This is a genomic window from Burkholderia sp. LK4 (assembly GCF_001043615.1).
GTDB classification, from domain to species: Bacteria; Pseudomonadota; Gammaproteobacteria; order Burkholderiales; family Burkholderiaceae; genus Burkholderia; species Burkholderia cepacia.
In genome coordinates, this window is sequence record NZ_LDUL01000041.1 from 138,706 (window position 1) to 154,074 (window position 15,369).

At 66.6% G+C, this 15,369-nt stretch carries 15 protein-coding genes; 2 read left to right on the forward strand and 13 right to left on the reverse strand.

The genetic code is table 11. From position 1 onward, the window contains the following. Positions 1-17 precede the first annotated feature (17 nt). From VK92_RS21475 to VK92_RS21510, 8 genes are all read right to left on the reverse strand, one after another. The gene (locus tag VK92_RS21475; protein WP_048025086.1) at positions 18-1,118 is read right to left on the reverse strand and encodes an NAD(P)H-dependent flavin oxidoreductase; all 1,101 of its coding nucleotides are present in this window, start codon (positions 1,116-1,118) and stop codon (positions 18-20) included. Beyond that, positions 1,115-2,035: an enoyl-CoA hydratase gene (locus tag VK92_RS21480; protein WP_048025084.1), complete on the reverse strand. Its 921-nt coding sequence runs from the start codon at positions 2,033-2,035 to the stop codon at positions 1,115-1,117. Before VK92_RS21480 ends, VK92_RS21475 begins: the two co-directional genes overlap by 4 nt. Positions 2,036-2,043: 8 nt before the next feature. Continuing rightward, positions 2,044-2,841 carry a CoA-transferase subunit beta gene (locus VK92_RS21485; RefSeq protein ID WP_048025082.1) on the reverse strand — a complete coding sequence of 266 codons (798 nt, stop codon included), beginning with the start codon at positions 2,839-2,841 and terminating at the stop codon, positions 2,044-2,046. A 10-nt stretch (positions 2,842-2,851) separates the two neighbouring features. Then, positions 2,852-3,745 (reverse strand): CoA transferase subunit A, encoded by an 894-nt coding sequence (locus VK92_RS21490; protein ID WP_048025081.1) that lies wholly within the window; start codon positions 3,743-3,745, stop codon positions 2,852-2,854. A gap of 9 nt (positions 3,746-3,754) precedes the next feature. After that, positions 3,755-4,651: a VOC family protein gene (locus VK92_RS21495; RefSeq protein WP_048025080.1), complete on the reverse strand. Its 897-nt coding sequence runs from the start codon at positions 4,649-4,651 to the stop codon at positions 3,755-3,757. A 199-nt stretch (positions 4,652-4,850) separates the two neighbouring features. After that, entirely contained in the window at positions 4,851-5,267 is a 417-nt protein-coding gene (locus tag VK92_RS21500) for a type II toxin-antitoxin system VapC family toxin (protein WP_021159427.1), read from the reverse strand. Then, positions 5,254-5,490 carry a FitA-like ribbon-helix-helix domain-containing protein gene (locus VK92_RS40420; protein WP_021159426.1) on the reverse strand — a complete coding sequence of 79 codons (237 nt, stop codon included), beginning with the start codon at positions 5,488-5,490 and terminating at the stop codon, positions 5,254-5,256. The genes VK92_RS21500 and VK92_RS40420 overlap by 14 nt, the downstream gene beginning before the upstream one ends. Before the next feature lie 395 nt (positions 5,491-5,885). Continuing rightward, entirely contained in the window at positions 5,886-6,563 is a 678-nt protein-coding gene (locus tag VK92_RS21510; protein WP_053076299.1) for a hypothetical protein, read from the reverse strand. Positions 6,564-7,266: 703 nt separating this feature from the next. Between VK92_RS21510 and VK92_RS21515 the strand changes: the two genes are divergently transcribed. Together VK92_RS21515 and VK92_RS21520 are read left to right on the forward strand one after the other, a co-directional pair. After that, positions 7,267-8,010, forward strand: coding sequence for a class I SAM-dependent methyltransferase (locus VK92_RS21515; RefSeq protein WP_165589143.1), 744 nt, complete (start codon positions 7,267-7,269; stop codon positions 8,008-8,010). Positions 8,011-8,306: 296 nt separating this feature from the next. Next, positions 8,307-9,542 carry an acyltransferase family protein gene (locus VK92_RS21520; RefSeq protein ID WP_048025074.1) on the forward strand — a complete coding sequence of 412 codons (1,236 nt, stop codon included), beginning with the start codon at positions 8,307-8,309 and terminating at the stop codon, positions 9,540-9,542. A 68-nt stretch (positions 9,543-9,610) separates the two neighbouring features. On the opposite strand, the gene VK92_RS21525 is transcribed toward VK92_RS21520, so the two are convergent. Genes VK92_RS21525 through VK92_RS21545 form a run of 5 tightly spaced genes read right to left on the reverse strand, consistent with a single transcriptional unit; the run spans position 9,611 to position 15,368 of the window. Further along, positions 9,611-10,384, reverse strand: a complete 774-nt coding sequence (locus VK92_RS21525; protein ID WP_048025072.1) for an SDR family NAD(P)-dependent oxidoreductase — start codon at positions 10,382-10,384, stop codon at positions 9,611-9,613. Between the two features lie 32 nt (positions 10,385-10,416). Then, positions 10,417-12,003, reverse strand: a complete 1,587-nt coding sequence (locus tag VK92_RS21530) for a FadD3 family acyl-CoA ligase (RefSeq protein WP_048025071.1) — start codon at positions 12,001-12,003, stop codon at positions 10,417-10,419. A 39-nt stretch (positions 12,004-12,042) separates the two neighbouring features. Further along, positions 12,043-13,077 (reverse strand): ferredoxin--NADP reductase, encoded by a 1,035-nt coding sequence (locus VK92_RS21535; protein ID WP_048025070.1) that lies wholly within the window; start codon positions 13,075-13,077, stop codon positions 12,043-12,045. A 15-nt stretch (positions 13,078-13,092) separates the two neighbouring features. Next, positions 13,093-13,611, reverse strand: coding sequence for a flavin reductase family protein (locus VK92_RS21540; protein WP_021159417.1), 519 nt, complete (start codon positions 13,609-13,611; stop codon positions 13,093-13,095). Beyond that, the gene (locus tag VK92_RS21545; protein WP_048025068.1) at positions 13,608-15,368 is read right to left on the reverse strand and encodes an FAD-dependent oxidoreductase; all 1,761 of its coding nucleotides are present in this window, start codon (positions 15,366-15,368) and stop codon (positions 13,608-13,610) included. Before VK92_RS21545 ends, VK92_RS21540 begins: the two co-directional genes overlap by 4 nt. Between the last annotated feature and the right edge of the window lies 1 nt (position 15,369).

Genomic DNA, 15,369 nt, shown 5'->3' on the forward strand with positions numbered 1-15,369 from the left:
CCTCCCTGTGATGTTGTTCATGCGGCCTGCGCTGCCGCCGTGCCGCGCAGCGCGGCCAGTGCGTCGAGTCGCTCGCCGGCTTCCGCGACGATCCGGGCGATCAGCGCGTCGCACGGTTCGATCGCGCCGATCATCGCGGCCGCCTGGCCGCTCGGCAGCACGCCTTCATCGGGGCGGCCCTCGACGATCGCGCGCTGAATCAGGAACGGCGCGTTCGCCGCCATCAGCGTCTGGCTCGCCGTGTAGTCGTGCGAGCGCAGCGCCTTGATCGCGAGACCGAGCATGTCGCCCGTGCTCAGGCCGTTCTGGCGGCGCCATGCGTCGGCCGTCTTCAGCGCGAACAGCGTGCGGCGCAGCGGGCCGAAGCGCTCGAGCTTCAGCAGGTACGGGTTGTCGATCATCCGTTGCGGCAGCCCGTCGAGCGCATCCGACACGCGGATGCGCGCCGGGTCGCCGACCGCGACGTAGCGTTCGAGCGTCTCGCGCGGCACCGGCGATTCGGCGCTCATCAGGAAGCGCGTGCCCATCGCGATGCCGGCCGCCCCGTACGCGAGCGCGGCAGCCAGCCCGCGCCCGTCGAAGAACCCGCCGGCCGCGACCACCGGCACCCGCACCGCGTCGAGCACCTTCGGCAGCAGCAGCGTGGTCGGCACCGAGCCCGTGTGGCCGCCGCCTTCCGCGCCCTGCACCGTCACGATGTCCGCGCCGAGCTCGACCGCCTTCACCGCATGCTTCGGTGCGCCGACGGTCGGCATGCAGACGATGCCGGCGTCCTTGAAGCGGCGGATCGTCTTTGCATCCGGCCCGCGGCCGTAGCTCACCGCGCGCAGCCGGTGCCGAATGGCCAGCTCGACGACCTGCTGCGCGTTCTTCTGGAACATGTGGAAATTGATGCCGAACGGCTTGTCCGTCAGCGACTTCACTTTCAGGATCTCGGCCTCGACCTGCTCGGGTTCGAGCGTCGCGCCGGCCAGGAAGCCGAAGCCCCCGGCGTTGGCGGTCGCCGCGACGAGCCGCGCGTCGGCCACCCAGCCCATCGCGGTCTGCACGATCGGATAACGACAGCCGAGCAGCTCGCACAAAGGCGTATGCAGCGGGCTTTGAAGCGTCGTACTCATGCGGCCGCTCCATTGACGGCGACCGGTGCGGACGCGTCGCCGCGATCAACGCCGTTCGGCTGACGCTGCGAACTGGCCATGCTGCGTGCGTCGTAGCCGCCGAGACGGTCGCCGCTCACGAGCTCGTTGTGTGCATGCGCGAAGTGATGCCACGCGAACGCCGCATCCATCGCTGCGCGCTTGCCCTGCAGTTCCTCGACGTGATTCAGTGCCTGCTTGGTCAGCGCGAGCCCGAGGCGCGGCATCGTCGCGACCTTCGCGGCGATCGCATAAGTCGCGTCGTGCAGCCGTTCGCGCGGCACGACGCGGTTGACCATCCCCATCTGGTACGCACGCTCGGCCGGCATCCGTTCGCCGAGGAACAGGAATTCCTTCGCGATGCGCGGGTTCAGTTCGTACGCATGCGCGAAATACTCGACGCCCGGAATCCCCATCCGCACGACCGGATCGGCAAAAAACGCATCCTCGGACGCGACGATCAGGTCGCACACCCACGCGAGCATCAGCCCGCCCGCGATGCATGCGCCCTGCACCATCGCGATCGTCGGCTTCGGCAGGTCGCGCCAGCGCCGGCACATCCCGAGGTAGACCTCCTGCTCGCGTGCATAGAGGAATTCGCCGCCGTCCTTGTCGACGTGGTCGTACCACAGCGATGCGCGATCGAACGACTCGTGGATGTCGCGGCCCGGCGTGCCGATATCGTGGCCCGCCGAGAAATGCTTGCCGGCGCCCGCGAGCACGATCGCCTTCACCGCGTCGTCGTGCGCCGCGCGCCGGAACGCCGCGTCGAGCGCATACGTCATCTTCGAGTTCTGCGCGTTGTGATACTCGGGGCGGTTCATCGTGATCGTCGCGATGCCGCCGTCGACCGCGTAGTCGACGACACCGTCGCCGAACGTCATCTGGGTCGCTTCCATGTGGGACCTCATCCCCGGCGCGGCGCCGGATTGTTGCGCACGATCGTCGCGCGCAGGTTGTGCGGATCGAGCGCGCGCACGATGCGCAGGTCTTCCGCGTTCGGCGCGGCCGTCGTGCCGAGCTCCGGATGCGCGATCAACGGGAAGCCCGTCGCGTCCTGCACCTCGTCGAAGCTCACGCCCGGGTGCAGCGAGCGCACGCGGATCGCGTGGTCGGGGCCGCCGAAATCCATCACGCACAGGTCGGTGACGATGCTGCGCAGGTCGACGAAGGTTTTCATCCCGGGCAACCGGCGCGCCGGGTTGTGGCCGACGGTGCACACCATGTCGACTTCGCCTTCGACGAACGTGCGCTTGCCGTGGCCGCTGACGAAGAACGAGTTCGCGTGGTTCGTCGTGTTGCCGGGGAAGCCGCGCGCGCCGAGCAGCTGGGTTTTCGGGCGCGCGTAGTCGTCGCCGAGCCACGAGATGTTGGCCTGGCCGAAACGGTCGATCTGCGTCGGCATCACAAGCGCATGGCGGCGGCCGTGCCACAGGCAGTCGAACACGCGTTCGTAGGTCATCCAGCCGCTCGCCTTCACGCGGTAGCCGTCGGGGCGCGGGCCGAGCGGCACCGGCTCCTCGACGAGATACGCTTCGCCGTCGGTCAGCATCAGCCCGTTGTTGTACGCAAGCCGCGCGAGGCCGGCCGCGAGCCGCGGGCCTGTGCCGATGCCGGTCGCCAGCACTTCGCCGTCGTCGCGCCAGAGTCGCGCGGACGCGACGATCATCAGTTCCGCGAGGGAATGGTCGAGAGATTCGCTCACAGGCGCTCCTTTACAGAATCGGCAACGGCAGCGTCGTCACGTGCGACAGCCCGCCGACGCCTTCGAGGTACTGGCGTTCGTCCTGGCCGACCACGTCGCGCAGGTACGCCGCCGTCTTCGCATCGTCTTCCGCGCTGGCGCAGTACGCGCGCAGGTGCGGCAGGTCCCAGCCGTAGGCCGGCCCGCACGACGTCGGGTGTGCACCGCCCGGCGCGTGCACGACGCCGGTGACGAGCGAGCGCTCGAACGGATTGCGTTTCGCTGCGTCGAGGTCTTCGCTCGCGAGCGACGCGTCGACCGTTTCCGCCGACACGTAACAACACTGCGCGGCACGTGCCATCCACGCGTCGAAGAACGGATCGGGGCCGTCGATACGCGTGTTGCCCATCCGGTCGGCCGCGTTCACGTGCAGCAGCGCGACGTCGAGGCCGATCGCCGGCATCGCGAGCAGCGTTTCGCCGTCGTCGTACGGCGACTGCACCGTGCGCAGTTGCGGCGCGTGATCGAGCAGCGCAGTGCCGAGCCCGGCACGCGTCGGCAGGAACGGCAGCCGGGCGGCGGCCGCGCGCAGGCCGAGCTGCAGCATCCCTTCGTCGAGTTCCAGCACGTCGATGCGGCCCTGTTCACGCGCACGGCGGAATTGCGGTTCGAGCGGGATCACGTCGAGCGACACGAAGCCGAACACCACCTTGCGTACCTTGCCGGCCGCGCACAGCAGCCCGACATCGGCGCCGCCGTACGCGACGATCGTCAGGTCCTTCAGGTTCGAACGCGCGATTTCGCGCACCAGCGCCATCGGCTTGCGCCGCGGCCCCCATCCGCCGATGCCGATCGTCATGCCGTCGGCGAGTTGCGCGACCACGTCGCGCGCGGACATCGTCTTGTCGAGAGGTTTCATCGTCATCGTGCTGGCTTACCGGTATCCGATGCTGAAATCGTGGCCCCACTGGCTCACCTTGGTGGCCTCGAACACCGCGTGCTTCGACCAGTCGACCGTGAGGCCGCCGAAGCCGTATTCGAGATCGAAGCCGCCGGGGGTCTTCATGTAGAAAGAGATCATCTGGTCGTTGCAGTGACGCCCGAGCGTCGCGGACATCTTCACGTCGTGCGCGGCGACGCGGTCGAGCGCGCGGCCGACTTCGTCCATCGAGTCGACTTCGGCCATCACGTGCACGCAGCCCGACGGCACGGCCATCTCGAACAGCGCGAGGCTGTGATGGCGCGCGTTGCGGCAGTGCATGAAGTGGATGCGCTTTTCGGGTTCGGCGGGATCGGGCGTGAATTTCACGCGATAGATGTCGGACAGCTCGAAGCCGAGCACGCCGCGCACGAACGCGTCGGTCGCGTCGAACTGCGGCGCGGGCAGCACCGCGTGGCCGAGCCCCATGTCGCCGGTGACGAAGTGCGCAACACCCAGCGGCGACACGAAACGGCGGAAATCGCAGCGCGCGCCCCAGTACAGCTCGTGGCGGTTGCCGGACGGGTCGGTGCACCACGCCATCGCCTGCACGCGGCGCAGCGCGGCTTCGGCGGGCGTCGCGCGGATTGGCTCGATGCCTGCCCGCTGCAGCACCGCAAGCGCGGCGTCGAACGCGGCGCCGTCGGGCAGTTCCCAGCCCGACGCGAAATAGCGGTCGGCCGAGCCGGGGACGATCACGTAGCGGAAATCGCGCTCGTCCATCTTCAGGTACAACGCACCGTCGGGCGCGTCGAGCGCCTGCATGCCCAGCACGTCTTCCGCGTAGCGGCGCCACGCATCGACGCGCGTCGCCTCGACGACGACATAGCCAAGCGCACGGACATCGATCATGTCGGCCTCCTCCTGGTTCAGAATCCGTTGTTCGTGAAAGGATTCTGGCCGGTCGGGGGTGGTGTTACATCGTCTGTTGGGACGAGAGGCGGCGGGGAATCGGAGCGGCGCAGACGCGCGCGGCAGCCCGGCGGAACGGGCCATGCCTGCGGAAGGAGACGGGAAGCCGTTACAGGGTGCCGCGACGCGGCAACCCGGATCAGTCGAACGGGTTCAGCAACCTGACGCCGGTGCGGGCGAAATCCGCGACGTTGCGCGTAACCACGGTGAGATCGTTGATCAGTGCGGTGGCCGCGATCAGCTTGTCGAGTTCGTGCGTCGGATCGGGCACGCGCAAATGCCCCCACGTCTGGCTGATCTCGATGTCGACCGGCAGGATGTTCGGTGCATAGCCGGCCAGGATGGTTGCCACCCAGGCCTCGAGCGCCGACGCCTGGGGGTGATCGCCGCGATGGCGGATCAGGTCGACGCCGCGGCGAAGTTCAGCAACTGTCACGACGGACAGGTAAAGCGGGCTGGCGTCCGCCGCGGCCTGACGGAAGAACGCCCGCACGCCACGGTTGGTTCGCTTGCCCTTCCTGATTTCACTGATGACGTTGGTATCAATCAAATACACGCCTGGCCTCGCCGGAATCCTGAATACGTTGAAAATCCGCGTCTTCGCCGACATCGGGCATGCTCATCAGCACTTGCGCAAATGTCTTTCGCTTCGGCCTGCCGAGCGCATCGGCCAGAATAGCCCGATGTTCGGCCTCGGCACTCCGGCCATTTGCCGCAGCCCGCTCACGCAGGCTCTGAACGATATTGTCATCCACGTTACGTACCAGTAGATTTGCCATGGTTCCCTCCATCCAGATTGATATCAATGATAGCACCATGACCGGGAATTGCAATCATTGCTATCATCGCCAGCAACGGAAGGAGGACGGTGGTCGGCGTCAGCGAACGGCAACGGGCCGCCTGAACCCTTCGGCATGCGCCGCTCGCCCGACACGTCGAACTGCTGTTTGAAAGGTAAGCCGGATCGGAACGGCAGGAAAGACGGCCGATCGGCTATTCACGGCTGAATGGCCTGCGCGGGCGCGCGCCGGTCGATGCGGGACGGCTGCATTCACCGACTCCGCGCGCGGTGCTCGCGAGGGTCGTCGGCCCTCGCGTGCCGACATCCGTTGGCCCGGCCTGATCGGCGATGCCGGCCATTCCCCGCCCGGCACACGCAACGACGCCCCGCCGCTCAGAACCGATACGAAACCCCGATCTGCAACACCGGATACCACCGGTAGCGCGACATCACCTGCCGCAGCGAATCCAGCCCGCTCGCGGCCAGGATCTGGCTCTTCGCGGGCCCGGCCGCGGCCGCCAGTTCCGGCGACAGCGTGTACGAGCATTTCGGTATCCCGTACGCAACGCCGAGATCGGCGACGAATCCCAGCCCTTTCGACGCCGGCCGGTGCCCGTAGCCGATCCCGAAGTACGGCATCACGGTCGGATAGCGCGCTTCGGCCACCGCGTACATCCCCGGCATCGCCGGATAGCGCTTGCCGCCGAACACATAAGTGCCATTGGTCGGCACCGATACGCCGCGAAGCTCGTCGTCGTTGAAGCGTAGCCCGAGCGTCGCGCGGAAGCCGCTGCCTCGCCACGGAAAGATGTCCGCGTACAAGCCGCCCTGGCGCAGCTTCAGGTCGTCCTGGTAGCGATTGCCGGCCACCGTGAAGTCATGCGAAAGATCGATCGCATTGAAATCCGCATGCGCACCGAGCATCGAATTGAAGCTCACGGCCGCGCCGATGCCGACGCCCTGCGTGCCGCCCTGCAGGTAGATTTCCTGCGCATGCGCACTCGCGGCGAACACCACCGCGACGAATGCCCATTGGTTCACTGTCGTTTTCACGGGCGCCTCCCCCGACATGTGCCGGGCGCGCCTCGCCAACGCATGCGGCCTGCGTCGCCATGCGTGATGCGAACCCCGGCACGACACCTTGCAAGCACGCTTGCTGTTCGACGGATCGGGAACACGTTGCCCATGCGCATGACCGATACGACATGCGCGGCAGGTACGCCGCGACAGGCGGCACCCGCGGCCCGATCCGATTCCCCGTTTGTTTCGATGTCGTTGCATGCCGCCGACGCGTTCGTCGTTCTCGCGAAATTCGTTTGCGCCAGCGGCACCGGGTCAACAGCAAGGCACGTGCCATGCGGCGCGAATCGAAGCGGGACAAGGGTCACCGCAAAACACGGAAGCTCACGCCGGTTGTAATCGGAGGAAATGTTTCAGGAACGCATCCTTATTCGGCAGACGATGCCGGAGCGTGCGATCCGGCGTGTCACGCATCGATGCCGCAACGCTCGTTGGTCAAGGCTGGACAGCCCTCAGCTCGTGTGAGTCGTCGTTGCAGTCAATCGTTAGTGGCGAAATGTATTGAAGAATGCGTTGCAAGGAAGTGATCTCGAGCCTTGGCACACGATGCAGATGCGTAATCGTCCGCGACGAGGCAGGGTGAATACGGATGCTCGCGCGTGCTGACTCCCTGGGTCACGCGAAAGGACCAGTTCGCGAATCGCAGTCCGATCGGTACGCCGCGCGAAATCGAAACACGGTACGGATTGTTGCGATGCCTGAATTTTCAGCATCCGAGACAACTTGCAATCGGATGATAGAATCGTCCGTCCATACCCTCTGGGCGGACACGATGCGAAAATTGCAGTGGTCTAGCGGAATCGATAACGAAATCGAATTCTGGGCAAAGTGGTTGGAGACGAAGGGCGGTGCATGGCCGGAAGACTTTCAGTTCCGTATCAACCCCGATACCGAAATACACGAATGGATCGCCGAGCTTCTGAACGGCATCCGGAACCCGAAGATCCTCGACGTAGGCGCCGGCCCGATGACGGTGCTTGGCAAGAAAATGAACGGCATACCGCTGAATATCACCGCGGTCGACGCGCTGGGCGACCTGTACAGCCGCCTGAACTTCCCCGCTGGGCTCCCTCTTATCAAAACCCGGCAGTGTGAAAGCGAATGCCTGACCTCGATGTTTCCGGAAAACACGTTCGACCTGACATATGCGAAGAACACGCTCGACCATAGCTACAATCCAGTCGAAGCCTTTCTGCAGATGATCGCCGTGACTAAACCCGGTGGCTACATTGCGACGGAGCACGCAGCGAACGAAGCGTTGGCCGAGAATTGGGAGGGGTTTCATCAATGGAACTTCCATGTTGAGGGCCGCGAATTCAAGATTTCAAATCGAAACGAGACCTTCAGTATCCATCGCGAGATAGAAGGTTTGGCAATGATCGAGACACTCTCGCCCGATCACGCCGCTTTTATCGGCTGCGTGATGCGCAAGCTCTGATCCACAATGCGAGTGCGGCCGGGCGTGCCGGGCACAATTTCAGATCGGTTCGCGACGTCACATCACGATCGTGTGTCCACCGACGCGCCCCATCAATCAAAGTCATGGCGCACCGATTGCGATGAGAAATCGTTATCGATCCCCGGCCAACATCGGCAACATTTCCCGATAGACAACCCCTCATTTGAGTCCGGAAATGAAAGCACGTGCCCCCTGCTTCGCCGTGCGTCCATAGCCCCCCAAAATACGCCAAGCGGTTGATATACACTTCGCCGTCCAACACACCCATTTCCTCGATGACGAAGTCTGCCCCGCACCTCGACAAACAGCGCGTATTCGGACTGGACGTACTGCGCGCACTCGCGGTTCTCCTCGTTCTGGCCAGCCATACTGTGGCGCACGGAACACCACCCGAGTGGCTGCGGTGGTATTTCTCGGCACAGGGAACCATCGGGGTCGAGATCTTTTACGTCCTAAGCGGGTTCCTGATCGGTAGCGTGCTGATTCAGTCCAGAAAAGCAGGCAAGCTCAAGGCACCTGGCGATATTCTCGATTTCTGGAAACGTCGCTGGGCTCGTACCCTCCCACTCTATGGGTTCTTCCTGCTTGTCTATCTCCGCTTCGACTACCATGGACCGGCCTCTCTCGAGGTGGCGTGGCCGTTCTTCCTCTTCCTCCAGAATCTCGCGTGGCCGATAGCGCCGTTCTTCGAACACTCATGGAGCCTCGCCGTCGAGGAGTGGTTCTACCTGTTGCTTCCATGCGTGTTCCTCGCGGCGGCCGGCACATTGAAGTCGAATGGGCGTGCAATGCTCGCCACATGCGTCGCATTCCTAATTGTTCCTCTCGCCGCGAGAATCGTCTTTGGTTGGCATGCCCAATCACTATCGGATGTCGATCGCCATGTTCGGTCCATCGTTCTTTGCCGACTGGACTCCCTGTTCATCGGCGTGATCGCCGCCTACATCCGAATCGAGCAGCCGGAATGGTTCGCACGTTCAGCATCAGTCTGGAAATATTCGATGCCGTTATTTATCGGATTCACGATTTATTTTTCGTGCGGTGCTCCGTATCTGGTTACCAGTGGAGTCGTGCGCACAATGGCTTACCCGATTCTGTCTGTCGTCATTGCCACGTTGCTTCCCGCGGCGATGACCGTTCATACATCGGGCAGCGCTCTGCTCGATCACTTCATCAGGTGGACCAGCCGGATTTCGTATTCCCTCTACCTAGGGCACATCTGCATGCTCACGCTGGTGCTCGCCATGTTCTCAAAATATGGATGGACACTCGATGGTCACCGCACGACGCTCATCTTTTACGCTACGCTTGCCGGCTGCTATTTCGTGTTTGCTCATCTGACGTACCAATTTGTAGAGCAGCCCTACATCCGGCTTCGCGACAGGATCATGGGGAACAGCGATGAACGAAGCGGAAATATCGCCGTGGCCGAAAGCACGGTTCTGTCGAGAAGCATGACGGACCGGTCGTCGGACGTGCTTTCGAAGCTGAATCGCATCGAGCATCGGTAGCGAAAATGTTCCACAGACGCGAAAGGCCAGCTCGCAGCAAACGGCTGTCCGAGGCCATCAATCCACCGCTACACCCCATACCCACCGGAAACATTCAACTGCTGCCCGGTAATGTAACCAGCCCGATCCGACGCCAGGAACACCGCCGCCCGCCCGACATCGTGCACCTTCCCCCAGCGCTTGAGCGCGAGCATCTTCTGCGTCTCGTCGATCCACGCCTGGTTGAACTGCCCCTGTTCGAGCAGCACCGGAAACATCCCGGCCTCGATCACGCCGACCAGGATCGAATTCGCGCGAATGTCGTAGCGCCCTTCCTCGCGCGCCAGCCCTTTCACCAGCGCCTCGTTCGCCGCCTTCGGTGCGACCGACAGTCCGTCGCGGTCGGGCCAGCGCAGATGCCCGGCCGACCCGAGCGTCACGAACGATCCGCCGCCCGACGCACGGAAGTGCGGCAGCGCGGCCTTCGCCGCCACGAAGAAGCCGATCGTCTCGACGTCGATCGCGCGGCGCCAGTCATCGTGTGTCATGTCGCCGATATGACGCTGGTTCACGAACGGCCCGGCCGCCCAGACCACCGTGTGCACGCGGCCATGCGCGCCGATCGCGGCCGCGAGCGCGGCGTCGACCTGTGCGGGATCGGTCACGTCCACGCAGTGCGTGGTGGCCGCGACACCCTCGCCGCGAATGTCGCGCGCGACCCGCTCGGCCACGTCGGCCTTGCTGCGGTAGCCCACCGCGACCGGCACGCCGGCCCGCGCGAACTCGAGCGCGACACCCTGCCCGATCCCGCCGCTGCCGCCGAACACCAGCACCGCACCCTGCGGAAACCCGTTGTCGTTCATGCGTTCATCCCGTTCGTGTACGGCGGCGGCGTTCAGGCCGCCGCCTCGGTCCCCGCCCGCAGGCGGTACTTCAGCACCTTCCCGGCCGCACTCGTCGGCAGTTGCCCGACGAACGTGAAATAGCGCGGCACCTTGTAGTTCGCCATGTTGCGGCGCGCCCAGTCGTTCAGTTCGTCGGCGTCGGCATGCGCGCCCGGCCGCAGCACGACATACGCGTGCCCGACCTCGCCGAGCCGCGTATCGGGCACGCCGACCAGCGCGACCTGCGCAATCGCCGGATGCGCGGCGAGCAGCCGCTCGATCTCGGCCGGATAGCAGTTGAAGCCGCCGACGATGAACATGTCCTTGATGCGGTCGGTGATCTTCAGGTTGCCGTTCGCGTCGACGCAGCCGAGATCGCCCGTATGCAGCCAGCCATCGGGATCGACGGTTTCGCGCGTCGCGTGCGGCTGGTTGAAATAGCCGCGCATCACGTTGTAGCCGCGCACCCAGATCTCGCCGGTCTCGTCCGGCCCGAGCGGCGCGCCGCCCGGCCCCGCGATGCGTAATTCGACATCCGGCATCGGCCGGCCGGACGTACAGGCGACCGTCTGCGCATCGTCGCCTTGACGGCACAGCGTCGCGAAGCCGCACGATTCGGTCAGCCCGTAGCCGGTCAGCACCGTCTCGAAGCCGAGCTCGGCGCGCATCCGTTCGATCAGGCTCGGGGCGATCGCCGCCGCGCCCGTGACCGCGATCCGCAGCGACGACAGGTCGTGCGTCGCCCGATCGGGCGCGTCGAGCAGCGCGTAGTACAGCGTCGGCGGGCCGGGCAGCACCGATATGCGGTCGACGGCAACGCGCCGCAGCACGTCGGCCGGCTGGAACACGAGATGCGGCAGCACGGTCGCACCGCTCGACAGCGCGGCGAGCCAGCCCGCCTTGTAGCCGAACGTGTGGAAGAACGGATTGACGATCAGGTAGCGGTCGTCAGGACGCACGCCGGCGATCGCCGCCCATGCCTGCGCGGCGCGCAGGTTCTGGCCGTGCGCGGTCATCACGCCCTTCGGGCGGCCCGTCGTGCCGGACGTGAACATCAGGTCCATCACGGTGTCGGGCGTCACTTGTGCCTCGCGTTCGCGCACCGCGTCCAGCGGCACCTCGGCGCCGCGCGCGAGGAACGCGTTCCAGGTCTCGTCATGCGCGCCGCACGGCGGTTCGCCATCGAACACGACGACACGTTCGAGCGTCGCGGGGCGGTGCGGCGCGAGCATCGCCGGATAGGATTCGCCGAGGAACGTGCCGCAGCAGAACAGCAGCCGTGCGCCGCCGTCGTGCAGGATGCCGCCCACCTCCATCCCCTTCATCCGCGTGTTGACCGGCACGAGGATCGCGCCGACGGTGTGGATCGCCAGCGCCGCGACGATCCATTGCGGCAGGTTCGGCGCCCATACCGCGATGCGGTCGCCGGCCTCGATGCCGCTCGCGAGCAGCGCGCGAGCCGCGTCGACGCGGGCCGTGTCGAGTTCCGCGTAGGTCAGCCGGCCGTGCTCCGACTCGATCGCCGGATGCGCGCCGTGGCGCGCGGCTGCCCGCGCGATCAGCGCGGGCGTGGTCAGGATTTCGTTGTCCATCGTCATAGATCAGGGTGGCCGTGCGCGCCGCCGGCGCGCGTCGGCTCAGTCGGGAAACACCACGCGCAGTGCATCGCTCGCGGGCCGTGCGCAACAGGCGAGCGTCCAGCCGGCAGCGATCTCGTCGTCGTCGAGCACGTGGTTGCTGTCGAGCGCGACCTCGCCGCGCTCGATCCGGCACATGCACGCGCCGCATTGCCCCATCCGGCAGGAATTCGGCGCCGGCACACCCGCGCGCAGCATCGCGTCGAGCAGCGTTTCGCCGGGCGCGCTGTCGAACGCGAACGCGTCGCCGTCGAGCACCGTCTCGATCGCCGCACCGTCGCCGGGCGACGACGCTGCCGCCGTTGCCGCGGCCTGCGCCGGTGCATCGGGCAACGACGCGAACCGCTCGACATGCACGCGCGCACGCGGCAGCCCGAGGCCGAGCATCGCGGCCAGCGCGTTCTCCATGAACAGCGCGGGCCCGCAGATGAACGTCTCCTGCCGGCTGAACGGCCGCGCGAGTTCCTCGAGATGGCGCTGCTGCGGAATGCCCTGCACGCTGTCGAGCCAGTGGATCACACGCACGCGCCCGGGATGGCGCTGCGCGAGCTGCTGCAGTTCGTCACGGAAAATCACCGAGCGCTCGTCGCGGTTCGCGTAGATCAACGTCAGCATCCCGCGCCCGTGCACGAGCGCCGATTTCAGGATCGACAGCACGGGCGTAATGCCGCTGCCGCCCGCGAACAGCAGCAGGTCGCCGTCGAGTGCGCGCGGCGTGAATACGCCGGCCGGCGGCAGCACCTCGAGCGTGTCGCCCGCCCGCACGCGGTCGCACAGCCAGTTCGACGCCCGGCCGTCGCGCACGCGCTTGACGGTGATCTTCGGCGCGGCGTCGATGCCGGGCGCGCTCGACAGCGAATAGCAGCGCGCAACAGCCGCGTCCGCGCACGGCACATTCAGCGTCAGGAACTGCCCGGGCCGGTACGCGAATACGTCGCGCAACGCGGCCGGCACGTCGAACACGAACGAGCACGCGTCGTCGCTTTCGGCAATCACTTCGGCGACGGTCAGCCGATGGAAGCGCGAATCGCTCATCGCCGGCTCCTCACGTCACGCGGCCGCACGGGCCACCGGCGCGCCGGGCGTCGTGTAGGCGCCGTCGAGATAGACGAGCGGATCGACGTCACCGCACATCAGCACTTCGCGAATGCGCCCGATGAACACCGTATGCGTGCCGTATTCGAAGCGGCCGTCCTGCTCGCATACGAGGCTCGCCTGCGAATCGCGCAGATAGGGCACGCCGTGCGGCGACGTGTGCCAGTCGCCGGTCGTGAAGCGCGCTTCGCCCTTCAGCCGGCCGCTGCAGTCGATCGCGATGCCTTCGTGGCGGGCCGACAGCACGTTCACGCAGAACGGGGCGCCCGCATCGAGCGGCGGATACAGCGACGCGGTGCGGTTGATGCAGATCAGCAGCGAAGGCGGATCGGTCGACAGCGAGTCGACCGCCGTCGCGGACATCGAGTAGCGCCGGCCGTCGTGCGCGCTGCTGATGACCGTGACGGAGCGCGCGAGGCGGCGCATCGCGAGCAGCATGTCGGTGCGCAGCGGATGGGGGGTGAGATCGCTCATCTTTGGACTCCGTCAAGTTCAGTCGTGGATGGCCGGGCCGACCGGCCGCCGGCGTCGGCCGCGTGCGCGGCCAGGTGATCGGCGGCGATGAAACCGAAGGTCATCGCCGGGCCGAGCGTCGAGCCCGCGCCGGGGTAGCTCGCGCCCATCATCGACGCGCTGGTATTGCCGATCGCGTAAAGGCCGGCGATCGGCTCGCCGTCGGCGCGCAGCACGCGGGCCAGCGCGTCGGTGACGAGCCCGCCCTTCGTGCCGATGTCGCCCGCGTCGATCCGCACCGCGTAGAACGGCGCCTGATCGACCGGCCCGAGGCACGGGTTCGGCTCGTTCCGCGGATCGCCGTAGTACGTGTCGAACGCGTTGTCGCCCTTGCCGAACGCCTCGTCGATTCCGGTCGCCGCGTAGCGCGCCATGTCGCGCAGCGTGTCGTGCAGCCCGGCCGCGTCGACGCCGATGCGCGCGGCCAGCGCGTCGATCGTGTCGGCCTTCACGAGCACGTCGCGAAACGCCGCCGGAATCCGCGCATCGGGCATCATCGACGCCGGCATGATCGGCCCGCACGGATACTTGCGCCGAAACCGCGCGTCGAACACCATCCATGCAGGCACGCTCGCACCGGTGCGCGCATGGTCGCGATACATCGCCGGCACGAATTCGGAATACGGCGCGGCTTCGTTGACGAAGCGCTTGCCGAGGCTGTTGACGATCACGCAGCCCGGCAGGTTGCGCTCGACGAACAGCGCGCGCTGTTTCTCCTCGCCGGCGACCCCGACCGTCGGTGCGCCCCACACGTGCTCCATCAGCGCCAACGCGCCGCCGAGCCGATGGCCTTCGGCGATCGCATCGCCGGTGTTGGCAGGCGGCGTCGCGCTCCACTGCGCCTGCGTCGGCTGCGGCAGGTAGCGTTCGCGCATCGGCTGGTTACGCTCGAAACCGCCCGCGCCGAGGATCACGCCGCGTCGCGCGGCGATCGTCACGGGCTGCCCGAAGCGCTGCGCGCGCACGCCCGTCACGCGGCCGTCCACGTCGAGCAGGTCGCGCATCGGCGTGTCGAGCCACACCGGCACGTTGCGCTCGAGCAGCGCGCGGCGCAGCCCGCCGATCAGCGCGTTGCCGAGCGTCAGGCGCCGGTCGCGCCGCGTGCGGCGGCGCATCCCGATATCGAGCCAGTAACGGCCGAACTGTGCGATCGCGAGCTTCATGAAGCCGGGCCCGCGCGAGAACAGCGTGTGCGCTTCCTTCGACGTCACCGCCACGCGCCCGCCGATCAGCGTGCCGGGCGACGGCGGCCGCAGCCGGTCGAGCTCGTCGCCGAGCAGCGCGCCGTCGAACGGCAGCGGATCGAGCGCGCGATAACCCGGCATCGCGCCCGGCACCTTCTGGAAATAGTCCGCGTACTTCGGCAGCGACTGGTAGCGCACCGGGGTCTTCGATTCGAGGTAGCGCAGCATCTCCGGCGCGCGGTCGAGATACGTGTCGAGCTTCTCGGGCGTCGACGCGCCGGCCACGCAGGCTTCGATGTAGCCGCGCGCGGCCTCGCGCGAATCGGTCGCGCCCAGCTCGGCGATGTGGTGGTTGCACGGCACCCAGATCCCGCCGCCCGACACGGCCGACGTGCCGCCGTACAGCGCCGTCTTCTCGATCACGACGACGGACAGGCCGCGGTCGGCCGCGCGGCACGCGGCGAGCAGCGCGCCCGCGCCCGAACCGACGACCACCACGTCGAACACGTATTGCTGTGCTTGCGGGTCGTTCATC